The organism is Mesorhizobium sp. M0140 (genome assembly GCF_040322475.1).
Lineage (GTDB): Bacteria > Pseudomonadota > Alphaproteobacteria > Rhizobiales > Rhizobiaceae > Mesorhizobium.
In genome coordinates, this window is sequence record NZ_JAMYTM010000003.1 from 1 (window position 1) to 26396 (window position 26396).

The following is a 26396-nucleotide window of genomic DNA, read 5'->3' on the forward strand; positions in this document are numbered from 1 at the left end:
ACATTGCCTTCACCGCAGGCGCAGGAGCGCCAGCAGGAGCCTTGGCGGCAGGCGCCGCCTGGGCACCTCCACCGGCAATCGCCGCGTCGACATCCGCCTTCACCACCCGGCCATGCGGGCCGGTGCCGGCAATGCTGGCAAGGGCAAGACCCGCCTCGCGGGCCAGGCGTCGGGCAAGCGGTGTTGCCCGGCCGGCGGATGGGGATTGGCCAATCTCCCCCCTTGTGGGGGAGATGCCAAGTGGCGGCAAAGAGGGCAGGGCAGAGGGGGGCGTGACAGAATGCGACGTTGGCGGGGCAGCGTCCCCCTCTGTCGGCTTCGCCGACATCTCCCCCACGGGTGGGGAGATTGGCGCTTTGTCCTGCTTTGTCGCAGCGACATCAGCCCCATAAGCCTCATCGTCAGCATAAATCCACGCGACGGCAGCGCCGACCGCAATATCGACACCTTCCTTGCCGCTGACATCGCGCAGGACGCCGCTGGCCGGCGCGTCGATCTCCATCGCCGCCTTGTCGGTCTCGATCTCGAACAGCACATCGCCCTTCTTGACGTGCGCGCCCTCCTCGGCGAACCAGCGCGAGATCTGTCCGGTCGCCATGTCCATGTCGACCTTGGGAAGAATGACTTCGGTCGGCATTTCTCAGCGAACCCCTTTCACGAGGTCGCGCGCGGCAGTGATGATGTCGGGAATCTGCGGCACCGTCGCTTTCTCAAGTTCCGGATTGTAGGGGATCGGCGTTTCGGCGCCGCCCAGCCGCACGATCGGCGCATCGAGATAATCGAAAGCCTCGCTCTCGGCGATCATGGCACTGACTTCGGCGCCGATACCCAGCGTCTTGACCGCTTCGTAAACGCATAGCAGCCGCGACGTCTTCTTGACGCTGTCGATGACGGTCTGCTTGTCCATCGGCCGGATGGTCCGGAGATCGACGACTTCGACGTCGATGCCTTCGTTCTCCAGCGCGGCAGCTGCGTCGAGCGCCTTCTGCACCATGATCGAGGTGGCGACGATGGTGAGATCCCGGCCCTCGCGGCGGATATCGGCCTTGCCGATCGGCACGGTGTAATAGCCTTCGGGCACCGGTCCCTTCATCTTGTAGAGCAGCTTGTGCTCGAAGATCATCACCGGATCGGGATCGGCGACCGCCGCCAAAAGCATACCCTTGGCATCATAGGGGGTCGCCGGCTGGATGACTTTCAGACCCGGCACATGGCCGAGCCAGGCCTCGAGGCTCTGGCTGTGCTGAGCCGCCGCACCGGTGCCGGAACCGGCGGGAAAGCGCATCACCACGGGAACCGAAACCTCGCCGCCCAGCATGAAGCGCATCTTGGCCGCCTGGTTGACGATCTGCTCCATGGCAAGCGTGGCGAAATCGGAAAACTGGAACTCGAAGATCGGCCGCATGCCGGTGAGAGCAGCGCCCACCGCAACGCCCGCGCCGCCCAGTTCCGAAATCGGTGTGTCGATGACGCGGTCAGCGCCGTAACGTTCGACCAGGTCGCCGGTGACCTGGAAGGCGCCGCCATAGACACCGATATCCTCGCCCATCAGGAAAACGCGTTCGTCCATGTCCATGGCGATCGCCATGGCTTCCTGGATCGCTTGGGCGTAGCTCAGTTCACGCACCATCGCGTCCATCACGCCTGCTCCGTATACACGTAATTTCCGGTCTCGCTGATATCGGGCGATGGGCTCGCCTTGGCGAACTCGATGCCCTCGGCGATCTCTTGCGCCACGGCATCGCGAATGGCCTCGATGCCCTTGTCGTCGATGAAGCCGAATTCCCTGAGCTCGCTTTCGAACAGGGTGATCGGATCGCGGTTCGACATCCAGTCCTCGATCTCTTCCTTGGTGCGATAGCGGTTGCGGTCGCTCTTGGAATGGCCGCGATGGCGGTAGGTCTTGGACTCGATCAGCGTCGGCCCCTCGCCGGCGCGGGCTCGGGCGATGGCCTGATGAGACGCCTCGGCGACCTCGGAGAAGATGTTGCCGTTGACGATGACGCCGGGCATCGAATAGGCGGCGGCGCGCTCGGCGATGTTCTTGACGGCGGTCGAGCGGGCCGTCGATGTCGACATGCCATAGCCATTGTTCTCGCAGACGAAAATGACAGGCAGCTTCCAGACCGCCGCCATGTTGAGCGCCTCGTGGAAAGCGCCTTCATTGTTGGCGCCATCGCCGAAGAAGGAGACCACGACCTTGCCGGTCTTCATCATCTTGGAGGACAATGCCGCCCCGACGGCGATCGGGATGCCGCCACCGACGATGCCATTGGCGCCGAGATTGCCCTTGCCGACATCGGCGATGTGCATCGAGCCGCCACGGCCCTTGCAATAGCCTGTGGTCTTACCGAAGAACTCGGCGAACATGCGCTTGACCTCGGCACCCTTGGCAATGCAGTGGCCATGACCGCGATGCGTCGAGGTGATCTGGTCATCCTCGGCAAGCGGCATGCAGATGCCCATGGCGCTGGCTTCCTGGCCGATCGACAAATGCATGGTGCCGTGGATGAGACCGCGCGTGTAGCACTCCTCCGCGCCCTCTTCGAAGCGGCGGATCAGGTACATCTTGTGGAGCACCTCCCTGAGCTGCTCGGCGCTGTAGTGGCGGTAGACGAAGGGCAGATTGGCGTGACTGTCAGTGACGGCTTTGCTGGCTGTGGCCATGATCACGCTCCCACGGACCCATAGACGAGCTTGTCCTGGCGGGCGCGCAGTTCGGCGATCTTGGAGCCCGCCGCGGGCGCTGCATTCGCGTAGGTTATGAGCTCGCCCTTCTTGATCGGCGCGGTGACCGAGCCGCCCTGCAGCAGGCCGCAGGGAATGGCCTTGGCGGCGCGCGCCTCAGGCGTCGTCATGATCCAGGCACGATAGCAATATTCGCCGATCGCATCGAGCTTCTCGCCGGGCTTCATGTCCTTCTTGGCCACGGCGGCGACTTCGGCCACCGGTTTGGCCAGCGGCACCATGTCGGCCTTGCCGTAGAGCACGACGCGCGCGCAGGTCAGCGGCACTTCGAGCGAGGTCAGGTGATAGGGACGATGGAAAGTGAAATACGGGCCTTTGCCCATCTTCAAATCTTCCATGCGCTCGGAGATACGCGGATGCGACATGTCGGCAACGACGAAGACGCCGGGCGCGACACCCTTGCCGATCGAATAGTCGACGACACCGACCCTCGACAGCACGCCGCCATCCTTCTGCGGCACCAGCACCTTGGACAGTTCGCCAAGCGTCGCCGCCGGGCCATGCATGCCGGCCTTGTCTGGAACCAGGCCGGTGGCATTGGCGATCGCCGCCATCTCGACCATGGTCTTGGAGCCGTCGACGAATTCGACCAGCATCCGCACGTTCATGTGCCGGCGCTTGGCTTCCTCCTCATAGTCTGGGGGAATGGCGTCGATGTTGAGCGGATTGTTCTTGCCCTTGCCTGCGGCAACGATCGGATGGCCCATGGCCGAAACGAATTCGATGAGTTCCATGCAGGAGGACGGCTCGTCGCCGGCGCCCAGCGAATAGGTGACGCCGAGCCGGTCGGCCTCGCTCTTCAGATAGGCGCCGATGGTGACGTCGGCCTCGACATTCATCATCACCAGATGCTTGCCATGTTCCATGGCGCGCAGCCCGATCTCGGCGCCGACGGCGGGAACCCCGGTGGCGTCGATGACGACGTCGATCAGATCGTTGTTGATGACCAGATTGGCGTCGTTGGTCACCGCGACCTTGCCGGCTTCCATCGCCGCGGTCATCGCCGAAGCGTTGGACACTTCGCGCGCATGCCCGGTTTCCTGGAAGGCGATATCGACCGCCTTGCTGGCGGCAGGCAGGTTCAGTTCGGAAATGGCGCCGATCTCGATGCCCGACATATGGGCGACACGAGTGACGATGTCGGTTCCCATCTCGCCCGAGCCGATCAGGCCGATGCGGATAGGCTTGCCCGACTTGGCGCGTTCCTCAAGATCGCGGGCAAGGCCCGTCAACGAAACATTGGAAGCCATACCGCTCGTTCCTCCCATAATGCAGGCTTGTTCGATTGCCTGACGGGTATTGAACATCTGTATTTCTGTCAAGACTAATGTCCAGATTCTCGTGCTTAAAACCACTTTCCCGGCGGCCCGAACCATGGCCGAAAACGAGCCACGAACCGCACGGCGCGCAAAGACAGCTTCGCTCGCAGGCGCGCTGGAACGGCGCCAGCGCTGCACGCTTTTTGGGATTACGGCCGGCCGTGAAATAAAAATACCGGAATATAAAACTGTAAAATTTATCTTTCATGGCGTGTTCTCGCGTGCTAGCGTCACGTCATGAACTGGAAATGAAGTGCGCTTTCTGGGCGGCATTTCCGGTCTGTTCCAAATAGGTCTACCAAGGGACGTTGCGGTCGATGAAGACGAAAACGCCTGGCGAGAAGGCTGTGTCCGGTGAGACCGAGGTGGCCAGCGCGCTGGAAGCCAGGTTGCGTGAGGGCTGGCTGGATTTCGCCCGGACCGAGCAGGCAATGGCGCGATACCTGCTCGCCAACATCCATGACATTCCCTTTGAAACTGGCGCCACCATTGCCGCCGGCGCCGGTGTAAGCGAGGCAAGTGTCACCCGTTTCGTACGGCGTCTCGGCTACACCGATCTCAAGGAAATGAAGCGTGGCCTGCGCTCCGCACCGAAAGCCGCTGGCCCGGGCCTGGACAGTGCCGAGTTGCGTTTCCGCATCGGCGGCGAAAAGCAGGAGCGGTTGGCTCGCAGCCTGGAGATGGAGCAGCAGGCCTTGACCGCGGCCTATGGCCTTGCCCAGGGCGAGATGTGGTCCGAAATCGTTCATCTGCTGAGCACCTGCGATCGCGTGAACTGCGTCAGCTTCCAGGCAGTGAAGGGATTGGGGCTCGATTTCGCGACGCGTCTGCGCTGGGTGCGTAGCGATGTCCGCTTTGCCGAAGGTTTGGGCGGCACGTTCTCGGAAATCCTCACCGATAGCGGCGAAAATTCTTGCGTGCTGCTGATCGACACGGCGGAATACGCAGCGATGAGCTTTCGGCTGTGTGCCCAGATCAAGCGCCGAAAGATTCCTCTGATCATCGTTACCGACAAATACAGTCATTGGGCATCTGAATACACAAAACTGGCGCTCGAAGTATCGACGCGCGTCGACCTGTACTGGGATTCGACGGCCGCGATAAGTTCGGTTCTGAACCTCCTCACGCATTCCGTTGCCGAGAAACTCGGCAAATCGGCCGAGACGCGGATGAATGAGCTGGAGGATATCGCCGGGATCCTGCGAACCTTCCACAAACCGCCACGGCGCGTCGCACGGCACATCAAAGAGGAAGAAGTCGAAGAATGACGATGCATCACCCGTTGCTGAAACCGCGGACTGTCAGGGCAAGCGCATGAAGTTGACGGAATACGCCGCCTATGACGGCGTTGGTCTGGCCGAGCTCCTGCGCAAGCGGGAAGTTACGCCGCGCGAACTGGGAAACTGCATCATTTCAGGGATCGCCGCGGTCAATCCGCAGCTCAATGCCGTGATCGAAACCTATGCCGATGCGATCGAAGCGCTCGGCGAGGATCCCGGACCCGCACCTTTCCACGGCATGCCGACATTGACGAAGGATTTCCCGATCGAAGCCGGCCGGCCGGGAGAGTTCGGCAGCGTTCTCGCCAAGGGTTTCATCTGCGGCGACGATCACGCCTTCTGGGTGAAAATGCGATCCGGCGGCCTTGCCAATATCGGGCGTACCACCACGTCGGAATTCGGCATAGCGGCGGCAACCGAATCCTCCCTCTATGGTGCGACACGCAACCCCTGGGATACCAGCAGGGGTGTTTCGGGATCGAGCGGCGGCGCAGCGGCAGCCGTTGCCGCCGGCATCGTTCCCTTCGCGCAAGGCGCCGACGGTGGCGGCTCCATTCGCACCCCCGCCGCCTTTTGTGGTGTCGTCGGCCTGAAGCCGTCTCGTGGCCGGATCAGCGGTGCGCCGGAATCGAATGCGCCAATGCTGGGTCTCGCCATTTCATTCATGCTGACACGCTCGATCCGCGACACGGCGGCTTTGCTTGATCTGGGGTCTGGTGCGCTTCCCGGCGACAGCTATGAGATCGTCCCTCCAACCACCAGCTATGCCCAGGCGATCAAGACGCCACCAAAGGCTTTGCGCATTGCCCTGTGTACAACGTCCTGGTCCGGCTATCCGCTCGACGCCGAGGTGAAGGCGGCAGTTCTCGAAGTGGGCAAGAGGCTGGAGCAACTGGGCCACAAGGTCGTCGAAGCCGGGCCTGTGTTCGATTATGAGCGCTATCTGGCGGCACAGAAAGTGATCTGGGCAGCTTCTACGGCGCAGTCGCTCGACGAGTTGGCGGGCTTGCTGCGACGGCCAGTCGAAGAGGCCTGCCTGCAGCAGACGACACTTGCTGTCTATCGCCATGGCCGAACGCTGGACGCGGCAAGCCTGATCGCGGCCCTCGCTGTTTATGACCAGATCACGCGGACGGTTGGCGAATTCCTGGCCGTCCATGACGTGCTGGTGACGCCGACTTGCGCGATCTCGCCGGAGTTGCTCGGCACGCACAACCCGGATCGTCCTGGCCGCGACATCGACACGGTGTTCGCCGATCTGGCGCCGAAGGAGACGTTCAGCGCGCTCTTCAACGGCACTGGATCGCCGGCGATATCCCTGCCGCTCGGCTGGACGCAAAACGGCCTGCCGATCGGCGTGCAGTTTGTCGCCGCATTCGGACGCGACGATCTGCTGCTACGGCTAGGTGCGGTGCTTGAGGCCGACTACGCCTGGCACCAGCGCAAACCACCTGCCCACATCACCAAGACTGCTTGAACCAACAAGGACTGCTTGAACCAACAAGCATGGAACCGCCCCGGGAACATCATCAACGAAAATGGGAGATTGTCATGGACCGCAGAGTATTCCTCAAAAGTGCGGCGTTTGCCGGCTTCAGCATCGCGACGTTGCCGGCCACATTGCTTCGAGCCAATGCTGACGGCAGCAAGATACTGCGTATGGCCTATGGGGCCGAGGTTCTCACTCTGGACCCGATCAAAACCACTTACGGAGCCGATATCCTTATCCAGGGCATGATGTATGCACGCCTGCTGCATGCCAATGCCGATCGCACAGAAGTCGGCCCGGGCCTTGCCGAGAGCTGGGACATCGCGGATGACGGCAAGACCTATACCTTCCACCTGCGCGAGGCCAAATTTTCCGATGGGTCGCCGATCACGGCCGAGGACGTGGCGTTCAGCTGGAACCGCATGCGCTTCCAGAAGGATTCCGCCTATGCGGCGCCGTTTCAGCCCCTGACCAAGGTCGAGGCAAAGGACGCCAGGACAGTGGTGATGACGCTCGACCGCAAATTCACGCCCTTCCTGACGCTGACCGAAATCTGGAATACCGGCATCGTGCCGAAGGCAGCGGTCGAGAAAATGGGCGACGACGCTTTCGCCAAGGCGCCGGTCACATCAGGGCCGTTCAAATTCGTCGAATTGAAGCCGGGAGACCGCGTGGTCCTTGGCCGCAACGAGCATTATTACCGCCAAGGCGAGCCCAAGATCGACGGCGTCGAATTCCGCTATGTCCCGGACGACAACACCAGGGTCTCGATGTTGCAGGCGGGCGAACTCGACGTCTGCCTCGCAGTTCCGGCCCCGCGCATGGCCGAGTTGAAGGCCGCCGGCTTCCGGGCCGACCCTGAACCTTCGAGCACCACCTATGACATGCTGATCAACCATTCGGCAGAACCCTTCAACGACCTCAAATTCCGCCAGGCCGTCAGCTATGGCATCGACCGCACGGCCATCAATGCCGCGGTGACGCTGGGTCTCGGCACGCCGGCCAGTTCCATCATGAGCCCGACGCTCGATTTCTTCGACAAATCGCTGCCAGTCATTGCCCGAGACGTCGAAAAGGCCAAGGCCCTGCTGGCAGAATCCGGCAAGACCGGAGCCAGTTTCGAACTCATCCAGAATGCCGGAAGTGCCGACGAGGAAAAGGCGGCGGTGCTGATCCAGGCGCAGTTGGCGGAAGTCGGCATCACCGTCAACATTGCCAAGATCGATTCAACCCAGGCATGGACCCGCCTCGCCGATGGCGAGTATCAGGCGGAAATGAACTGGTGGTACAACGAGACGCGAGATCCCGACAACGCATTGCGCTGGTGCGTCTGGGGCGCGGGCGACAACAAGTCCTACTACACCCGCTACAACAACGAAACGGTCGACAAACTGATCGATGAAGCCTCGGGTGAGGCGGACAATGCCAAACGGGCCGAGCTCTATGCCCAGATCCAGAAGACCGTGGTGGACGAGGTGGCGCAGGTGGCGCTCTATCACCCGACGTGGCTCAACGCCTACGCTCCGAGCGTGAAAGGGTTGGTCCTGAACGTCGGCCTGCAATTCTCGTCCATCGGCGGGACCAGCCTGGATTGATCAGCACAGGATGCGAGACGGGGACGAGACACTTCGTCCCCGTCTCGCATCGATTTGACACCAGGATCCCGACCATGAATCGATTCTCCTTCGTGCTTAGACGGCCGATACAGTTGATCCCCGTGCTGCTGGGTATCAGTGTGATCACCTTCCTGCTGCTGCAAATGACACCCGGCGATCCGGTTCGCCTCATGCTTGGCCCCAAGGCCAGTCAGGAGGCGATCGAATTCGTGCGGGCGCGATACGGTCTCGATCAGCCCATCCCCGTGCAGTATTTCTATTACGTGCTGAATTGCCTGCGCGGCGATTTCGGTCAGTCGATCGCCTTCCGGGGTCCCGTCAGCGGCGTCATCGCGGCACGGATCGCGCCGACGGTTTTCTTGATCCTCTATGGCCTCGTCATCTCGCTGCTGTTGACATTCGCGCTCGCGGTCACCGCTGCCCGGCAGCGCGGACGGTGGATCGATCACCTCATCCGTCTCGTCTGCGTCGCGGGCGTCGGCGTGCCGTCCTACTTTGTCGGCCTGCTGCTGATCATGGGCTTCTGCCTGCGGCTGAAGATCTTCCCCGTCTCTGGATACGGACCGACCTTTATCAACAATCTGTGGCATCTGTTCCTGCCGGCCCTGACGATCGGCATCGGGGTGACGCCGATCCTCGCGCGCAATCTGCGCGCGACCTTCATTCAGCAGCTGGACAAGGATTACGCGATCGCCTGCCGCTCCAGGGGCCTGCCGGAAAGCTATATCTTTTCCCGACATGTATTCTGGAATTCCCTGTTGCCGACGGTCAATCTGCTGGGCGTCGTGGTCGCCTTCCTGATCGGCGGAACGGTCGTTGTCGAAAATGTCTTCAACATTCCAGGGCTCGGCAACCTGCTCATCCGCGGCGTTCTCACGCACGACCAGTTCGTCGTCCAGGCGGTGGCCCTGCTGCTTGCCGTAGGTGTCGTCATTTCGAATTTTGCCGTCGATGTCTTGACCGCCATTCTCGACCCAAGGGTGGAATTATGAGCGATGTGATGCAGGGCAGCGGCTCCTTGGCCATGGCGCGTATCCGGACGATGCCGGCAACCTTGATCATTGGCGGCGCCATCACTTTGGCCTGGATCGTCGTGGCCATTTTGGCGCCGGTGCTGACCAGTTTCGACCCGATCAAGGTCGATGTGATGCAGGCGCTGAAACCACCTGGCGCCGAGCATTGGTTTGGCACCGACGCCATCGGCCGCGATGTCCTGGCGCGGACACTGTTTGCCGCACGCTACGATCTCGCCATGGCCTTCTTCGGCGTCGTCGGTCCGATCATCCTTGGGACGATCATCGGCCTTATCGCCGGCTATCTGGGTGGCCGGATCGATGCCGCGCTGATGCGCATCCTCGAGGTCACCGTATCATTTCCCTATTTCGTCCTCGTGATCGCCATCGTGGCCGTGCTGGGGCCCGGCCTCAAGAGCTACTTCATCTCGCTCACCTTGGTGAACTGGGTCAGCTATGCGCGACTTGTGCGGAGCCAGGCGCTGGTGCTGCGCGGCGTCGATTTCGTGCTGGCGGCACGTGGCATGGGTTTTGGGCATTTGCGCATCATGCTGTTCCACATCCTGCCGAATGCCATCGTCCCATCGATCGTCTTCGTCATGACCGATGCCGTGCTGGCCATCGTGCTCGGATCATCATTGGGTTTTCTCGGCCTCGGCGTACAACCGCCGACGCCCGAATGGGGCGCCATGATCGCGGATGGGCAGACCTACCTGACGACCGCATGGTGGATTGCGATCTTCCCAGGCATCGCCATCTGCCTTCTGGCGCTCGGCCTCTCCTTGACCGCTGATGGTCTCGCCCGCCTTCTGAACACGGAATCCTGAGATGAGCGACCTCGTCAGCGTCGAGAACCTCACCATCGACTTCGCCACCAATTTTGGCGACGTCCACGCCCTGCGCGGCGTCAGCTTTTCACTAAAAGCGGGAGAGGTCCTTGGGATCGTCGGTGAATCCGGATCGGGCAAGACGGTGGCCTGCAGGGCCATCCTCAAGCTGATTGCCGGCAACGCACTGGTGAAGTCGGGCCGGATTATGTTCGAGGGCAGCGATGTCCTCGCCATGAAGGATGCCGAGCTGGGCCGGCTGCGCGGCGGGCAAGCGGCGATGATCTTCCAGAACCCGTCAACGCATCTTGATCCGATCATGACGGTCGGGCGTCAGGTGGGCGAAGCGATGGTGGTCCATCAGGGCATATCCTGGCGGCAGGCCAATGCGCGGGCGGTCGGACTGCTCGAAGACATGCATATCAAGGACGCGTCAAGGCGCGCGGGCGCCTATCCTCACGAGCTGTCCGGAGGCATGCGTCAGCGGGTGATGATTGCGGCGGCCCTTGCCTGCGAACCGAAACTGCTGATTGCCGACGAGCCCACGACGGCACTTGATGTCACGGTGCAAGCTCAGATACTCGACCTGCTCCGCGGCATCCGGCGTGAACGCAAGCTGTCGGTCATTCTGGTCTCTCACGACCTTGGCGTGATCGCGGAAATGTGCGACCGCGTCGTCGTCATGAAGGACGGCGCGGTGCTGGAAATCGGCTCGGTCGATCAGATCCTGCGTGACCCCGCCCATGAATACACGAAGCGCCTGATCGCTTCCCAACCCTCGCTGATGAAGCCGACCACGCATGCCTGCCCCGTGGCGACGGAACCGCATCTCCTGGTGAAGAACCTGTGCGTGAACTTCTACCCTGGGCAGAGCCTTGCGGCCTGGGCGACGCGCAAGCCGCCGCAAATCGTGCGCGCCGTCGACAATGTTTCGCTGGCATTGCGGCGCGGTGGGGCACTGGGGATCGTCGGCGAGTCCGGTTCCGGCAAGAGCACCATAGCCCGGGCTATTGCAGGCCTTGTGCAGCCGGAACAAGGAGAGATCGAGGTGGACGGCCAATCGCTCGATCGCGCACTGAGGCAGCGCCGACCGGAGCAGGTTCGCAAACTGCAGATGGTGTTCCAGGACCCGTTCATGTCCCTCAACCCGGCGTTTACGGTTGCGCGAACTCTGGCCGAACCGTTGCGGCAACAGAACATCTGCCCGGAAAGAGACATCCCGGAGCGGATCCGCGAGCTGATGGAAAAAGTGGAATTGCCACGCCAGTTGCTGGACCGACGCACCACGCAGCTTTCCGGCGGCCAGCGGCAGCGCGTCGGCATCGCCAGAGCGCTGGCGCTGGAGCCCGAGATCTTGATCGCCGATGAAGTCACCTCCGCTCTGGACGTCACCATCCAGGCCCAGGTGCTCGGCCTCTTTGCGCGGCTGCGCCGCGAATTGTCGCTGACGCTGATCCTGATTTCCCACGATCTGGGCGTGGTGCGTTATCTCTGCGAGCACGTTGCGGTCATGCAGCACGGCAAGCTGGTTGAGTATGGCAATACGGAAGACGTTCTGGATCGTCCGCAGCAGGCCTATACCCAAGAGTTGATCGCCGCTATCCCGAAACTCTCGCGTCGAACGAGCAGCGGAATCCAACCAGGAGACACCCCGCTACTGGCCGCCGGAAGCAAATGCTAGACTAAAGCCTTCAGGGCCGAGCGTGATCGAGCACGGCAGCGTCAGCACTCAGGCAAGCAGCAAATTGCGTCGGGCGTTGCCGGAACGATGGCGGCGAACGGTTCCGGCTGCAATGGGGCGGCGCTGCGCACGCCGAAGGCGGGCAGGAACCACTTCGCGCTGCCCGATTGTTCCAGCGGATGATCCGGTCTCGGAATGCCCGCCTCGCTGGAACTATATCCACCATGTCCCACTCCAGATGCATTGCAGCAAAGAACTGGGAAGAACGCTATGGCCGCACGATGAACCCTGTGTGACGCCGGCGAACCGCGTTGACGCACAGGCCTGGCCGAAAAGCGGGTGGGCGACCTATTTGGCAATCTCGAGCAGGGACGATACCAACAGCTCGCGCTCGTCTTTCGACAGGACATCCGAATCGAAGAGGTTCATGCTGCGCAATCCCTCGATGGCGAGATAGCAGATCAATAGCGATTTGAGATCCGGCGTTTCGCCCTTCAGCCGCTCGAAAAGCTGCCGCTTGAAGGTCTTTATCGGCATCATGAAATCGGGATCCTCGGCGATGGCCGAGAAGATCCAGGACGCCGACGGCTGCTTTTCCTCGCAATCATTGGCCGACAGCCTGATGTAGACGGCCAGGGGATTTTCGTCCTTGTCATTTGTGCGGGCGGCTTCCAGCGCGTGCTCGAACTCACGCAGATAGCCTTCGACCAAACCTTGCATCAATTTGGCCTTGGTCGGGAAGTTGTAGAGGAGCCCTCCTTTCGACACGCCGGCACGGCTGGCGACGGCATCCAGCGACAGGCTGCCTGGTCCGGATTCCCGGGCAACATCAGCCGCCGCGGCGAGAATCTTCTCGCGCGAATTCGGTCGTTGGGCTCTCATGGTGCCTCCCATCGCAAGCTTAGGCCCAATTGACAAGACCGTCCAGACGGTACAGTAAGACCGCCATTATTTGAAATCGGGACCCGCAGTCGATATGTGTCCCGATATCCGCGCTTCGCGCCGGATTTTCGACTGAGGGGACTTCCTTGTTCAAGCGCATACTCCGTATATTTATCATTGTTCTGGTTTTGGCCCTGCTCGTCGTCGTGGTCGGCGGCATCGTGGGCTTCAACTTCCTGCGTGACAACGGCATCAAGCAGTACTTCGCATCGATGAAGCCGCCGGCAGCAACCGTTTCGACAACCATCGCCAAGCCTTCGGCCTGGACGCCCGGCGTCGAGGCGATCGGTACGGTCAAGGCCGTGCGCGGTGTCGACCTGACGGTCGAGACCACCGGTATCGTCAAGGACATCCTTTTCCATGCCAACCAGAAGGTGGCGGACAATGCGGTTCTGCTGCAGCTCGATGACGCCGTCGAGCGCGCCGATCTCGACGCCCAGAAGGCGCAGGCCGCGCTCGATCAGGCATCGCTTGCCCGCGCCATCGAACTGACCAGGCGTGGCGTTGGCTCCGACTCGACGCTGGACACGGCGCGTGCGGCGGCCTCGGCCTCGGCGTCTCAGGTCACCAAGCTGCAGGCCGTGCTCGAGCAGAAGCAGTTGACGGCGCCTTTCGGCGGCACGGTGGGCATTCCGAGGATCGATATCGGCCAGTATCTGGCGCCCGGCACCGCCGTGGTGACATTGCAGGATCTCGACACGATGCGGGTCGATTTCTCGGTTCCCGAACAGCAACTCGCCTTGCTCAAGATAGGCCAGACGATTCGATTGGGCTTTGGCGGTGAGGACAGGCCATTCGCAGGCGCCATTCGCGGCATCGACCCGAAGATCGACTCGTCCAGCCGGCTGGTGAACATCCGGGCGGAAGTCGCCAATCCCGATGGCAAGCTGACCCCCGGCCAGTTCGTGCAGGTGCGTGTCGAGCTGCCCGAAGAGCAGAACGTGCTGACCCTGCCGCAGACGGCGCTGACGACAAGTCTCTATGGCGACTACATCTTCGTGGTGCAGCCAGCCAAGCCCGCCGAGGCGGCGCCAGCTGCCAAGCCGGAGGAAAAACCCGCCGCGCCGGCAGCCGACAAATCGGCTGATGCCAAGCCTGCGGACACCAAGCCGGCCGATGCCATGAAGCCGGCGGCTGATGCTGCCAAGCCCACCGCCGATGCGGCAAAGCCGACTGACCAGGCTCCCGATGCGGCCAAGCCGGCGGCGGAAGGTGACAAGCCCGCGCTCGTGCTGTCGCAGGTGTTCGTCAAGCCCGGCCGCCGCAATCAAGGCATGGTCGAGATCGTCGAGGGGCTGAAGGCTGGCGACGAAGTCGTCACCGCCGGTCAGAACCGCCTCTTCAACGGCATGTCCGTCGTTGTGGACAACACCATCGACCCGACCAAATCGGCAAACAAGCAGGCCGACCAGCAATGAGCATTTCCGATCTCTTCATTCGCCGGCCTGTTCTTTCGACGGTCCTTGGCTGCATGATCCTGCTTCTGGGTTTCCAGGGCATCTTCAACCTGTCGATCCGGCAGTATCCGAAGGTCGACGAAACGGCGATCACCATCACCACGGCCTATCCGGGCGCCAGCGCCGATCTGATCCAGGGCTTCATTTCCGCCCCGATCGCGCGCGCCGTCGCCTCGACCGAAAACATCGACTACGTCACCTCGTCCAGCCGCCCGTCCTCCAGCACCGTGACGGTGCAGATGAAGCTCGGCTCGAACCCCGACGTCGCGCTGACCGAAGTTCTGTCCAAGGTCCAGGGCGTGCGCGGCACCTTGCCGGACGCATCGAAGGACCCTGTCATCGTCAAGGGCACCGGCCAGCAGTTCGCGATGATGTACATCTCGATGCAGAATCCGAACATGACGAAGGAGCAGCTGACCGAGTATATCGAGCGCGTCATCAGACCGCGCATGTCGACGGTCGAAGGCGTCGCCGACGTGCAGATCTTCGGCGCCCAGGAATACTCGATGCGCGTCTGGATCGATCCGGTCAAGCTTGCCGCGCGCGGCGTGACGGCCTCCGAACTGCTGACGGCGATCAACAATTCCAACTTCCTGTCGGCGCCCGGCAACACCCAGAACGAGTATGTCGTTTCCTCGATCACCGTGCGCTCGACATTGCAGACGCCGGAGGCCTTCGCCGAGCTGCCGCTGCGCTCGACTGACGGCAATGTGGTGCGGTTGCGCGACGTGGCCCGCGTCGAACTCGCCGCCGAGAACACCGACACCAGGGTCTCGTTCAACGGAAAGCCCGGCACCTTCCTCGCCATCTTCCCGACGCCGGCGGCCAATCCGCTGACCACGGCGGCTGCGCTCACCAAGCTGGTGCCACAGATTCAGGAGACACTGCCGAAGGGAATGACGATCGAGGTCGTCTACGATGCGACCGGGCAGATCAGCGCCTCGATCGAAGAGGTGTTCAAGACCATCGCCGAGGCGGTTGCCATCGTCATCGTCGTCATCCTTCTGTTCCTTGGCTCCTTCCGGTCGGTGATGATGCCTATCATCACCATCCCGTTGTCGCTGATCGGCGTCTGCTTCCTTTTGTTTGCGGTCGGCTACTCGATCAACCTGCTGTCGCTGCTGGCCATGGTTCTGGCGATCGGCCTGGTCGTCGACGACGCCATCGTGGTGGTGGAGAACATCCATCGCCATATGGAAGAAGACCACATGTCGCCGATGCAGGCCGCGTTCAGCGGTATGCGCGAAATATCGTCGGCCATCGTTGCCATGACCATGACGCTGGCCGCCGTGTTCGCGCCGCTGGCCTTCACCGGCGGCCTGACCGGCGCGTTGTTCCGTGAATTCGCGGTCACGCTCGCCGGCTCGGTGGTGCTGTCGGGTGTCATTGCCATCACCATCACCCCGATGATGTCGGCACGCCTCTTGAAGTCCGGCACGCCGGGCCGTTTCCAGCGCATTGTCGACGGCACCTTCGCGCGCGTTGAGCATGGCTATGAACGGGCCGTCACCGGATCACTGAACTATCGCCCATTGACGCTGATCATCGTGCTTGCGCTTGTCGGCGTCACCGGCTTCATGTTCACCAAGACCTCAAGCGAACTGGCGCCGGAAGAAGACCAGGGCTTTCTGCTCTCGATTGTGACGGGGCCGCGTTATGCGACCTCCGATTACACCGAGACATACGTCAACCAGATCCTCGGCCTGGTGAAGGATATTCCCGAAACACGGGCGCAGTTCTCGGCCGTGGCCTTCGGCGGCACGACAAACAGCGCCTTCGTCGGCTATGCCTTCAAGGACTGGGCGGAACGTAAGCGCAATTCGAAGGAACTGCAGGCCGACATTACGGCCCGTATCGCCAAAGTGGCCGGTGTCGAGGCTTTCGTCTTTGCACCGCCGACGTTACCGGGCTCCGGCGGCGGCCTGCCCATTTCCATGGTGGTGCGATCGACGGGCGCTTCCTCGGAGGTGTACGAGGTGGCCGAGCAGATCAAGAACAAGGCGCAGGCCTCCGGCCGCTTCATCGTCGTGCAGAATTCGATGGCCTATGACGCGCCGGAGGTGACGGTGACCATCGACCGCGACCGCGCCGCAGCGCTGAACCTGCCGATCGCCGATATCGGCCGCACGCTGACCTTGCTGGTCGGCGGCGCCGAAGTGGCGCAGTTCGACCGCGACTCCAACAGCTACGACATCATCCCGCAGGTGCCGCAAGAGTTTCGCGACAACCCCGACAAGCTCGGCGAATACTTCGTGCGCAGCGTGACGGGCGAGATGGTGCCGCTATCGGCGGTGGTCAAGATTTCGACCAATGCGGCGCCGGCGGCAATCGAGCAGTTCAACCAGCTGAATTCGTCGACGATTTCGGCGCTCCCGCTGCCCGGCGTCACGACCGGCGACGGGCTGAAGGCGCTGGAGGACATCGCCAAGGAGAGCCTGCCCGACACCTTCTTCCTCGACTATTCCGGTCAATCGCGGCAGGAAAAAGAACAGGGCAACACCATCCTGATCGCTTTCGCGGCCGCCGTGGTCGTCATCTATCTGGTGCTGGCGGCGCAGTTTGAAAGCTTCCGCGACCCGCTGATCATCATGATGGCGGTGCCGCTGTCGATCTTCGGCGCGATCGTGCCGCTCAATCTGGGCCTCGGGACGCTCAACATCTACACGCAGGTCGGCCTGATCACACTGATCGGTCTGATAACTAAGCACGGCATCCTGCTGGTCGAGTTCGCCAACCAGCAGCGTGAAAAACATGGCATGCGGCGGCGCGACGCCATCATCGCCTCGGCCAAGGTGCGCCTGCGGCCGATCCTGATGACGACAGCGGCGATGGCGCTCGGCGTGGTGCCGCTGATCACGTCCAGCGGCGCTGGTGCCGCGGCCCGCTATTCGATGGGCCTGGTCATCTTCACCGGCATCCTGGTCGGAACCCTGTTCACGCTCTTCGTCGTGCCCATGTTCTACACCTTCATCGCCAGCAAGGATCTGCCTCATTTGGCGGAGAAGCCGGACCCCAAGCTGATGCCGGCACTGCCGAGCTAGGGCGGTCGAGGGAGTCCCGCCCGGAAATGTGCAGGACAAATCGATGGAAGCAAAAGAAAAGAGGCCGGGAATCTCCCGGCCTCTTTCTTTTGGCTGGGCTCGATACCCGGTTCGAGCTGTGCTCGATACCGCAGCGTTTTCCAGCGGGAGCCTCGAGGCGCGACAGCATGCTGACACGCCACCGTTTCCAGCCTGCTACTTGACGATGACGATGCTGGTGTTGGTCGCCCCGAAGGTTTCGACGAGCTGGTAGAAATCGGCGGCGTTGTCGGGGTGCAGCCGCACGCAGCCATGCGACGCCGGCTGGCCGAGGCGCTTGATCGCATAGGTCGCGTGCACCGCATAGCCGCCGCTGAAGAAGACCGAGTGCGGCATCGGGGCGTTGTCGTATTTCTTCGAGTACCACATTTCATGCATGCGGGTCGGCTTGAACGAGCCGGTCGGCGTCACATGGGCCCGGTCGCCGGTGGAGACTTTCCAGGCGAAGGTCGGCCGGCCGTCGACGGAGACTTCCATGATCTGCTGCGAAAGCGAAACGCGCGCCACGATCTTGTTGGCGGCGTGCGCCGCACCCGAGCCAGCGCCGAGCAGCAGTGCTGCACCAGTCAAGGCAGCGGCGGTGATGTTGATGAGCTTGGCGGAAATGGCGGTATGCATGATGAAGTCCCCTCTCTCTCTCTGCCGGTTAGGCCGGCTCCAATTCGATGGCCGCTTATCCCAACCTCATGTTTCGAGGAGATTTCGCAAAATGCTCACTTCTGTTTCGAATCTGTTTCCACTGGTTAACAAACGCCTCCTTCTAAGCCTGGCTAGAACAGGCTCGGCAGGCCCGCCCAGCCAAGACCAAGAGTCGGGAACATGAGTATCCGCCCCCAAACGAAAGTGCGAATCGGCGTCATGTGAAAGAACAGCCGTCGGCATCGAAACCAACTTGCAACAAAGCGCGGCTCCTAGCGGCATGATCCGGATACGGGCCGCGAGCAAAGTTGACGCAACGAAAACAGCCGGTAACGAACATGGGAACGAAATCGAACGCGCTGTCCTGGCTTCTCAGGATCAGCATCGCGGCAGCGGTCATCGGCGGCGTCGGCACGGTTGCCGGCACCCCGCTGACAAGCCTCGGCGCGATGACATCAGGCGAGATTTCGACGCTGCATGCCGCACTGTTTTTCGCCACGGTCTGGATTGTTTCCAGCCTGCGCATCGCCCGGCTCAAGGCCCTCTGGCGGGTCGGCCTTAGGCTGACGGGTTTGCGCGGCGCCTCCGGCAACTTGCTGCCGAGAGGACCGAAGGCCCGCGCCGCGACGGGGGGCTCCGTGGGCGGCGCGGGCACTTCGGGGGTATCCTGAAGCGACCCGCAACAGGTTCATTTCTAGGGAATTGGCATTTTTGGGGAACTGCGACGATGAAAACGAAATTCGCTGCTTCGGTGCTGTCCGCACTGCTTTACGCCCAAGGCCTGCTCGGCTTTGCCGGTCTTGCCACCATGCTTCTCAGGGACCGCGCCCATGCAAGCGAACTCACCATGGGCAGTGACATGCCGGTGGGGCCATCGCTTCTGCTGGTACGCTGAGTATCAGGAGCATCGGGCCCAGAGATGGAAAATCCGATGCCCGAAAAAAGGGATTGCGCCAGTACCCGGCAGTCAGTCGGCGAATTGCCGCGGCGGATCGAACCGATAGCCGGCTCCACGTATTGTGGTGATGGTGTCGGTGTCGAGCTTGCGGCGCAGCCGCACGATGCGCGAATCGATCGAACGATCGAAGGCGTCGGCGTTTTCGGCCGGTGCCGCGGCGATGATGTCGTCACGCGTCAGCACCTTGCGCGGACTGGCCAGGAACAACCTGAGCAGCGCCACCTGGCCGGGCGAAAGCTGTTCCTCGGAGCCGGAGCGATGCATGACCATGGCCGATCTCAGATCGACGGTCGCGTTCTCCAGCACGATCAGTTCCTGGGTGCCCCTGCCGCGACGCGAAAGCAGGCCGCCGACACGGGCGGCCAGTTCACGGACATTGAGCGGGCTCTCGACGACGTCGGCCGCACCAAGCTCCAGCGCCAGCACCTTGTCGACAAGATCGGCCGGCCGGCAGATGAGGATAAAATCCGGTCCGCCCTCGCCGCCTCCTCCTTGGCCGCCATAACGTCTGAGCAGGTCCCGCCCCTCCGCCTGGCTGAGGCTGTCGCCGACGACGACGACGTCGATGCCCTTTCCCGACAGCAGCGATTCGGCCTCCCAGGGCTGACGTGCCTGATGCACATCGTGGCCGCGCCGCTCGAGATGGTCGGCGAGTTCGGTCGCCACCACTTCGGCTACCGAAACGAGCGCAATAACGGATCGTGCGGCCATCTTTTCCAACCGTTCCCTGGCAACCCGGATATGAGTGCTGGACATGATGTTTATACCCAATCTACTTTCCACTGAAAGTGGGAGCGAAAGCATCGTGCGGGCAAGAATTGTCATCGTCGAGGATGAGCCCGACCTCAGGGACGCGGTCGCAGAATATCTTGGCGCATCCGGCTATGACGTGGCCACCGCTGAAAGTGCTGCCGCGGCGCGCAGCCTCGTTGAAACGCAATCGTTTCATCTCGCCATTCTCGACATCGCCATGCCCGGCGAGGACGGCCTCTCGCTCGGCCGCTGGCTGCGTTCGAAACTGCCGATCGGCATCATCTATGCGACCGCGGCCGGCACCGCGCTCGACCGCATCGTCGGGCTGGAACTCGGTGCCGACGACTACATCGTCAAGCCCTACGAATTGCGCGAAGTGCTGGCCAGGGTGCGCAGCGTGTTGCGCCGGGTTCCCCAGCCGAAGGAGCTCCAGGACAACAAGGCCGGGACGGATCGCCGTTCCGTTGCCTTCGGCCCCTTTCAGGCCGATCTCGACGGCAGACTGGTCACCGGCGCCAATGGCGCGGTGATCGATATGGCCAAGAGCGAGTTCGACGTGCTGGAGATTTTCCTCACCCGCGCCAACCGGCTGCTGACCCGCGCCGCTATCTCCGAGGCGATCGGTTTCACCGAAGATCCGGAATCGTCACGCGCTGTCGACATTCGCATCATGCGGCTACGCAAGAAGATCGAGGCCGATCCCGCCAATCCGAAATTCCTGCGCACGGTGCGCGGCGAGGGCTATATCTTCTCGCTGCCGGCCGGCGACGGCAACTGAGCACCGGGCCAGAAGGATTCGGTTGCTCGCCAGCCGAAATTGGCACGACTCCGAATTGGCACGACTCCGGAATGACGGCACAAGATGATCGCTGAAGCAGCAAGCACCTATATGCAAGGGTTCAGGCAGGGCGCGGCGATGGCGGCCGTGCGCGTCGTTCGCCGGCTTCGCGAGGCTGGCGACTGGCAGCGCGAGATGGACGGCATACTGGAAACGCTCTGCCGGGCCATGGATTGCCAGCGCGGCATCCTGTTTCGCTTGCGCGAACTGCCCGGCCAGGGCTTCGCCCAATCCGTCGCCGCCTATTGGATCGACCCTCTTTTCGGCGGCGAACTGGCGTCGCCGACCGTCATCATGCAATCGATCGTCAATTCCGACCCCCTGCTGGAGCGGCTTGCCGAGGACGAACGGCAAGGCAAGATCTTCGCCGGGCACACGCGCGACCTCGAAGGCTTCCTGAGGACCGATTTCGAGAAGCAGAACATCAAATCGTTCCTCTCGGTCTCGGTCTTCGCGCATGGCCATCTCTGGGGCACGCTGGCGGTCAATGACTGCGTCAACGAGCGTGCATGGACGGACGAGGAAGAGGCGACGCTGCATATCATCGCGCTGGCCATCGGCGACGCCATCGAGCGCTCGCCCTCCGACGCCCACGCCAGCGAGGTCATTCGCCGCACCATGCTGCAGGCCTCGCTCGACGCCATCGTCGTCATCGACGAGACCGGCTCGATCATCGAATTCAATCCGGCTGCCGAGAAGATGTTCGGCTTCCAGCGCAGCGACATCCTCGGAAAGGACCTGCTCGATACGATCGTGCCGATCTACTACCGCAAGGGCTATGCTTCGGGGGCCGAATACATGTCCGGCCGCGGCGCGCCGATGGTCGGCCAACGGCTCGAGACGGTGACCCAGAACGCCGCCGGCGAAGTGTTCCCGATCGAGCTGACGGCGACCGAGATGCGGGTTGCCGACCGCCGCCTGATCTTCGGCTCCATCCGCGACCTGCGCGACAAATTGCGCGCCGAGGAGGAGATCGGCCGGCAGCGCGAGAAGCTGCACCAGAACGAGAAGATGGCGGCGATGGGTTCGTTGCTCGCCGGCGTCTCGCACGAGCTCAACAACCCGCTGGCCGTGGTGGTGGCGCAATCGACGCTGCTGCACGAATTCGCTTCCGACCCGCAGACCAAGGTGCGCGCCGAGAAAGTCCGTGCGGCCGCCGAGCGCTGCGGCCGCATCGTCAAGAGCTTCCTGTCGATGGTCCGCCTCCATCCCGCGGCACAAGCCGAAACCGACCTCAACCAGGTGATCCGGTCGGCACTCGAAGTGACCGCCTATGGCGCGCGCTCGAGCGGCATCACCATCGACACCGATTTCGCCGCCGGCCCGCTGCTGGCCATGGCCGACGCCGACCATGTGACGCAGGTGGCGGCCAATTTCCTCATCAACAGCCAGCACGCTTTGGCCGGCATTGCCGGCGACCGGCTGATCAAGGTGCGGACGTTCCGCAGCGACCGCGGTCATCCCTGCTTCTCGGTCGAGGACAATGGGCCCGGCGTGCCGGCAACGATCCGCGGCCGCATCTTCGAATCCTATTTCACCACCAAGCCGGTCGGTGTCGGCACCGGCATCGGCCTGTCGATCTCGAAATCGATCATCGAGCGGCACAATGGCAATGTCTGGTTCGAGGAAGTGCTCCCGAGAGGCGCGCGCTTCGTCGTCCAGCTGCCGGCCATCGTGGCCGGCCTCGCCACCGCCGGCGACAACCAGCCGCGATCGAGCGGCCTGCGCCATGCCTTGATCATCGACGACGAGCCGGATGTCGCCGGCTCGCTCTCCGACATTCTCGAACTGATGGGCATCAAGTCACGGATCGTTCCTGTCTGGGAAACGGGCGCCGCCACTTTGAGCGGCCACATGCCGCCGGACATCGTCTTTTCGGACCTGCGCATGCCCGGCGTTAGCGGCATATCGATCTATCGCGAGTTGCTCGCCGAAAAGCCTGATCTGGCACGGCGTTTCGTGCTGGTCACAGGCGACCTGATCGGTGCGAAAGCCGAAATCGAGGCGCTGCCGGCACAGCAGCGGCCGCAGATCCTGGAAAAGCCGTTCAGCACTTTGGATGTGCGCAGTGTGCTGTCCGCCATTGCCGAACAGGCGGTCTTGAAAGGATAAAAAGAGGCCCCCGGGGGCGGGGGCCGAAGAAGAGCGCGCTGGAGGGAGCGCTCGGGGAGTCCAGAGCATGATCCCAAAGCGGGAACGGTTTCGGATCATGCTTCGACAAAATCAGAAAATATTCGGCGTATCGGCCAAGGGTGCGGCATTGGCGATCATGCGGATGGCGCGGTTCTTGTGTGTTCCGGACTGTTCGGCGATGGCGCGCAGGCAATCGATACTCTCGGCACCCCATGCCTGGCCCTTGCAGGCGAAGTCGGTCACCGGCACCGGCAGACGCGCGGTCCTGGTCGTCGTCTGCGCGCCGTCGATGAGTTTGGACGGCGGATTCAACGAAGCGAAGGCCGGCCCGATTGTCGGCGTGAACGCCATGCCGACGAAGGCGCAAGCAGCCAGCACCATGAACATCGCCATGGGGTGGTCGCTGGCCCGCTGGCGCAGCGCCAGTTTCGGACGGCGGTCATTGCGTTCTGGAGCCTGAAGGCGGCTCTCGCCGCGGATCGTCTGGATTTTCGCATGCATTGCCTTCCCCTTCGCTGAGTTTCTTTTGGCGGTGAAATGAACTTATCCGCACTTTGTAACGACGATGGGGTGGCGAAGGACTGGCACTGTAACGAGTTCGAAACAGCATTCGGGCGAAGTCGGGCAAAATCGGGCATAGCTTCGACGGCGCTCGGGCTCGAGGCGCAACCTGACCGATCTTGCCAAACAGTTTTTCGAAAAGACCAGGCTCAGGCCGGAGCTTGAAGCTCGGCAATGATCTTGTGCGCGGCGATACGCCCGGCAATAATAGCGCCCTCGACATACCCCGGAAACGACGGCGAGAGTTCTGAACAGGCGAGATACACCGGGGGTGCGCCGGCAAGGATCGTTCGCTCGGCATCTCTTGCTGTCACGTCGACAACAAGATCGCTGTACGCGCCGCCGCTCCAGCGATCTCCTACCCAGTCACGCAAACTGAAATCGATGACGTCGCCGGCACTCGGGCCAAGGGCTGCCTCCAACCGGCCGGTCACCTCCGCACGCAGTTCCGGCTCGCCGAGGTCGCGCCAGCGCAGCGCGAGCGGCCCGCCGACGAACACGACGAGCGCGGCATGCTCGACATCCTTGCCGGCGTCGCAGGCAAACAGTCCCGGCGGATCGAGCCACATCACCATGCCGTTCAAATCCCGCCCGCGCCAAAACGGTTTGGCATAGCGCACCAGGATCTTGATAGCCGCGCCGCTTTTCCAGGCGCCGAGCGCCCGCCCCAGTCCAGCCGGCAAGGCAGGGACAAAGGCGAGCTCCGTCACCGTCGCCGGGGGGACGGCAACCAGAACCGCGCGCGCCGCGATGGCACTCCCGGCCGAAACGACAAGAACACCTTGCGAACTGTGCTCGATGCGCGTGACGGGCTCGCTGAGCCGCAACCGATCGCCAAGGTCGCGGGCCAGATCGTCGGCCAGCGAATGCATGGTTTCGCGCACGAAATATTGCAGCTCCGGCACCTCGTTGGTGACGCGTCGGTCATTGTCGATCAGATACCAGAGAGGAATCTGATCCAGCGCCATGCACCAGAGACCTTCGATCATCGAACGGAAGACGGCCCTGGCATCGGCGGAATCGCGCTGGCGGGCAAGCCAGTCGGCAACGGCCAGTCCGGCAATCGAGACGTCGTCCGGATCGATCCCGTTCATGCGCTCGCGGATTGCCATTGCCGCGTCATAGATCCGCTCTGCTCTCTGTACGGACATCGTCGGCTGGGTAATGAAATCGCCATCGACATAGGTTTCAACCAGCGTCTTGCCGCGTGCTTCGACCAGGGCCATCAATTCCGGCATGTCCTCGCACAGGAACTGGCCGCCACTATCGATCCGTTCGCCAAGTCCGTTCAGTCGGGACTCGACGCGTCCGCCAACGCGGTCGCGTGCTTCGAGCAGGATGAAATCGATGCCGGCCTTCTTCATCTCGAGCGCCGCCGACAGGCCTGTGAAACCCGCACCGACGATGACGACATCGGTTCGCTCGAATTCGCCGCCCTCATCCGTGAAGGTCTTCAGCATTGCCGGCTATCCACCCAGTCGCATCCGGCTTCCACAGACGAAGTATGTCCTTGTCGACATATGCCGGCGGGCCGCACACGCCATGCCGCAGGCTTGTCTCTAACCTATCGTTTTCTCGAGCATATTGAGCCAGTTGCGATAGGCGATTTTTTCGATCAGTGCGCGGCCGAAACCGCGTGCCGCCAATGCATCGATCAGCTTCGGCAGGCCGGCGACATCCCCGATGACGGCCGGGATCATGGCGCCGTCGAAATCGGAGCCAAGACCAACGCCATCCTCACCCAGCGCCTGCAGCAGCGAATCGATATGCCGCACCATGATATCGAGGCTGGTGTCGGCATTCATGCGACCGTCCTCGCGCAGGAAGCCTGTTGCGAAGTTCAGCCCGACCATGCCGCCGGTTTCGCGGATCGCGCCGAGCTGCCAGTCGGTCAAGTTGCGCGAATGGCCGCAGATCGCGTGCACGTTGGAATGGGTCGCGACCAGCGGCGCATCGCTGAGCGCCGCGACATCGCGAAAGCCCTTCTCGTTGAGATGCGCCAGGTCGATCATGATCTTCAACTGGTTGCATGCCTTGACCAGCGCCTTGCCGGCATCGGTCAGGCCGGGTCCGGTGTCGGGCGAGGACGGGAAGCGGAACGGCACGCCGTGGCCGAAGGCGTTCGGACGGCTCCAGACGATGCCGAGCGAGCGCAGGCCGGCTTCATGCAGCACGTCGAGCATGGTGAGCTCGGGATCGATCGCCTCGACCCCTTCGATGTGGAACACCGCGGCGATCGAACCTTGCGCCATGGCATTGCGCACATCGCCGGCGCTGCGGCAGACGGTGAGCGCTCCGGCCCGTTCCAGCCTGAACAGGATCGAGGCCATGGCGATCGTCGAGGTCAGCGCCTCATTGCGCGGAACCTCGGGCGGCAGCGGTTCGGCGACGCTCGGCGCCAGGGGCACGGCGCCGCGCCTGGATTTCTCGACAGGCGGCGGAAAGATGGCGAACATGCCCCCGGCGAAGCCGCCGGCTTTCGCGCGTGGCAGGTCGATATGGCCGCCCGATTTCCCCTCGATGAACAGTTTTTCGACGTCCGTGTCTTTCGACTGATAGAGTCTGAGCAACGTATCGTTGTGGCCGTCGAAGACGGGAACGAGATCGGTTTCGGTCATTGGGGGATCATTCGGTTCGTTTGTCGGCGCGGCGGCTAGGATATATCCTATCTACTTAGGCAGGATGCGCCACCCGCGCAAATGCCAAAGCCGCCCCGGCAGGATGGCAGCGCTTGCCGCGCCGTTTCCAAGCAACGAAATCCCTACCGCTTCAGCACGTCGGCCCATTCCTGATGGCGGCGGAACTGGGCGTTGGCGAACGGGCAGAGCGGGATGATCTTCTTGCCTGCCGCACGCGCATCCTCGACGGCGCGGGTGACGAGCCGAAGCCCGGCACCCTGGCCGCGAAAGACGTCCGGCACTTCGGTGTGGTCGATGATGATCTGGTGCTCACCGATCTTGGTGAAGGTCATCTCGGCCTCGGCTCCATCGGGTCCACGCAGGACATAGCGGCCCTTGGAACCGCGATCCTCAAGTTCGATCTCAGGCAGTTGTTCAGGCATC

General features: G+C 62.5%; 23 protein-coding genes. 12 read left to right on the forward strand and 11 right to left on the reverse strand.

Features of this window, described 5'->3' with window-relative positions; genetic code table 11:
- From NKJ37_RS03690 to NKJ37_RS03705, 4 genes are all read right to left on the reverse strand, one after another.
- A partial coding sequence (locus NKJ37_RS03690) for a biotin/lipoyl-containing protein (protein ID WP_352772766.1) occupies positions 1 to 637 on the reverse strand: 637 nt, incomplete at its 3' end.
- Between the two features lie 3 nt (positions 638 to 640).
- Positions 641 to 1639 (reverse strand): alpha-ketoacid dehydrogenase subunit beta, encoded by a 999-nt coding sequence (locus tag NKJ37_RS03695; RefSeq protein ID WP_352773066.1) that lies wholly within the window; start codon positions 1637 to 1639, stop codon positions 641 to 643.
- Entirely contained in the window at positions 1639 to 2667 is a 1029-nt protein-coding gene (locus tag NKJ37_RS03700) for a thiamine pyrophosphate-dependent dehydrogenase E1 component subunit alpha (protein ID WP_352772769.1), read from the reverse strand. Before NKJ37_RS03700 ends, NKJ37_RS03695 begins: the two co-directional genes overlap by 1 nt.
- 2 nt (positions 2668 to 2669) lie before the next feature.
- Positions 2670 to 3998, reverse strand: a complete 1329-nt coding sequence (locus NKJ37_RS03705) for an NAD(P)H-dependent oxidoreductase (protein WP_352750491.1) — start codon at positions 3996 to 3998, stop codon at positions 2670 to 2672.
- 434 nt (positions 3999 to 4432) lie between these two features.
- On the opposite strand from NKJ37_RS03705, the gene NKJ37_RS03710 reads away from it, so the two are divergent.
- From NKJ37_RS03710 to NKJ37_RS03735, 6 genes are all read left to right on the forward strand, one after another.
- Entirely contained in the window at positions 4433 to 5335 is a 903-nt protein-coding gene (locus tag NKJ37_RS03710; RefSeq protein ID WP_352554470.1) for a MurR/RpiR family transcriptional regulator, read from the forward strand.
- Positions 5336 to 5381: 46 nt separating this feature from the next.
- On the forward strand, positions 5382 to 6824 hold the full coding sequence (locus tag NKJ37_RS03715) for an amidase (protein ID WP_352772773.1): 1443 nt from the start codon (positions 5382 to 5384) through the stop codon (positions 6822 to 6824).
- 74 nt (positions 6825 to 6898) lie between these two features.
- Positions 6899 to 8431, forward strand: coding sequence for an ABC transporter substrate-binding protein (locus NKJ37_RS03720; protein ID WP_050592685.1), 1533 nt, complete (start codon positions 6899 to 6901; stop codon positions 8429 to 8431).
- Between the two features lie 74 nt (positions 8432 to 8505).
- The gene (locus NKJ37_RS03725) at positions 8506 to 9444 is read left to right on the forward strand and encodes an ABC transporter permease (RefSeq protein WP_023811025.1); all 939 of its coding nucleotides are present in this window, start codon (positions 8506 to 8508) and stop codon (positions 9442 to 9444) included.
- A complete protein-coding gene (locus NKJ37_RS03730; RefSeq protein WP_236383514.1) occupies positions 9441 to 10292 on the forward strand; it encodes an ABC transporter permease in 852 nt (283 codons plus the stop codon). Before NKJ37_RS03725 ends, NKJ37_RS03730 begins: the two co-directional genes overlap by 4 nt.
- 1 nt (position 10293) lies before the next feature.
- Positions 10294 to 11973, forward strand: coding sequence for a dipeptide ABC transporter ATP-binding protein (locus NKJ37_RS03735; RefSeq protein WP_127295206.1), 1680 nt, complete (start codon positions 10294 to 10296; stop codon positions 11971 to 11973).
- A gap of 348 nt (positions 11974 to 12321) precedes the next feature.
- Here the strand turns inward: NKJ37_RS03735 and NKJ37_RS03740 are convergent, their stop codons facing one another.
- Positions 12322 to 12855 carry a TetR/AcrR family transcriptional regulator gene (locus NKJ37_RS03740; RefSeq protein ID WP_023811021.1) on the reverse strand — a complete coding sequence of 178 codons (534 nt, stop codon included), beginning with the start codon at positions 12853 to 12855 and terminating at the stop codon, positions 12322 to 12324.
- A 146-nt stretch (positions 12856 to 13001) separates the two neighbouring features.
- On the opposite strand from NKJ37_RS03740, the gene NKJ37_RS03745 reads away from it, so the two are divergent.
- Together NKJ37_RS03745 and NKJ37_RS03750 are read left to right on the forward strand one after the other, a co-directional pair.
- The gene (locus NKJ37_RS03745; RefSeq protein ID WP_352772776.1) at positions 13002 to 14333 is read left to right on the forward strand and encodes an efflux RND transporter periplasmic adaptor subunit; all 1332 of its coding nucleotides are present in this window, start codon (positions 13002 to 13004) and stop codon (positions 14331 to 14333) included.
- Complete coding sequence (locus tag NKJ37_RS03750; RefSeq protein ID WP_352772779.1) at positions 14330 to 17413, forward strand: efflux RND transporter permease subunit; 3084 nt, start codon at positions 14330 to 14332, stop codon at positions 17411 to 17413. The genes NKJ37_RS03745 and NKJ37_RS03750 overlap by 4 nt, the downstream gene beginning before the upstream one ends.
- A 195-nt stretch (positions 17414 to 17608) precedes the next feature.
- Here NKJ37_RS03750 and NKJ37_RS03755 read toward each other — a convergent pair whose 3' ends face one another.
- Positions 17609 to 18070: a L,D-transpeptidase gene (locus NKJ37_RS03755; protein ID WP_023811018.1), complete on the reverse strand. Its 462-nt coding sequence runs from the start codon at positions 18068 to 18070 to the stop codon at positions 17609 to 17611.
- A 359-nt stretch (positions 18071 to 18429) separates the two neighbouring features.
- On the opposite strand from NKJ37_RS03755, the gene NKJ37_RS03760 reads away from it, so the two are divergent.
- Positions 18430 to 18762, forward strand: a complete 333-nt coding sequence (locus NKJ37_RS03760; RefSeq protein WP_023811017.1) for a hypothetical protein — start codon at positions 18430 to 18432, stop codon at positions 18760 to 18762.
- Between the two features lie 56 nt (positions 18763 to 18818).
- Positions 18819 to 18986 carry a hypothetical protein gene (locus NKJ37_RS03765; protein WP_023811016.1) on the forward strand — a complete coding sequence of 56 codons (168 nt, stop codon included), beginning with the start codon at positions 18819 to 18821 and terminating at the stop codon, positions 18984 to 18986.
- Positions 18987 to 19058: 72 nt separating this feature from the next.
- On the opposite strand, the gene NKJ37_RS03770 is transcribed toward NKJ37_RS03765, so the two are convergent.
- Positions 19059 to 19760, reverse strand: coding sequence for a response regulator transcription factor (locus NKJ37_RS03770; protein ID WP_127271440.1), 702 nt, complete (start codon positions 19758 to 19760; stop codon positions 19059 to 19061).
- Between the two features lie 46 nt (positions 19761 to 19806).
- Between NKJ37_RS03770 and NKJ37_RS03775 the strand changes: the two genes are divergently transcribed.
- Both NKJ37_RS03775 and NKJ37_RS03780 read left to right on the forward strand, forming a co-directional pair.
- Entirely contained in the window at positions 19807 to 20580 is a 774-nt protein-coding gene (locus NKJ37_RS03775) for a response regulator (RefSeq protein ID WP_196815325.1), read from the forward strand.
- 84 nt (positions 20581 to 20664) lie between these two features.
- Positions 20665 to 22752: a PAS domain S-box protein gene (locus NKJ37_RS03780; protein WP_352772781.1), complete on the forward strand. Its 2088-nt coding sequence runs from the start codon at positions 20665 to 20667 to the stop codon at positions 22750 to 22752.
- Between the two features lie 111 nt (positions 22753 to 22863).
- Here NKJ37_RS03780 and NKJ37_RS03785 read toward each other — a convergent pair whose 3' ends face one another.
- From NKJ37_RS03785 to NKJ37_RS03800, 4 genes are all read right to left on the reverse strand, one after another.
- Positions 22864 to 23274: a hypothetical protein gene (locus tag NKJ37_RS03785; RefSeq protein ID WP_352772784.1), complete on the reverse strand. Its 411-nt coding sequence runs from the start codon at positions 23272 to 23274 to the stop codon at positions 22864 to 22866.
- Between the two features lie 209 nt (positions 23275 to 23483).
- The gene (locus tag NKJ37_RS03790) at positions 23484 to 24794 is read right to left on the reverse strand and encodes a flavin monoamine oxidase family protein (RefSeq protein WP_352677419.1); all 1311 of its coding nucleotides are present in this window, start codon (positions 24792 to 24794) and stop codon (positions 23484 to 23486) included.
- 99 nt (positions 24795 to 24893) lie between these two features.
- Positions 24894 to 25952 (reverse strand): dipeptidase, encoded by a 1059-nt coding sequence (locus tag NKJ37_RS03795; protein ID WP_352772787.1) that lies wholly within the window; start codon positions 25950 to 25952, stop codon positions 24894 to 24896.
- Between the two features lie 143 nt (positions 25953 to 26095).
- Positions 26096 to 26395 (reverse strand): GNAT family N-acetyltransferase, encoded by a 300-nt coding sequence (locus NKJ37_RS03800; protein WP_023811010.1) that lies wholly within the window; start codon positions 26393 to 26395, stop codon positions 26096 to 26098.
- Between the last annotated feature and the right edge of the window lies 1 nt (position 26396).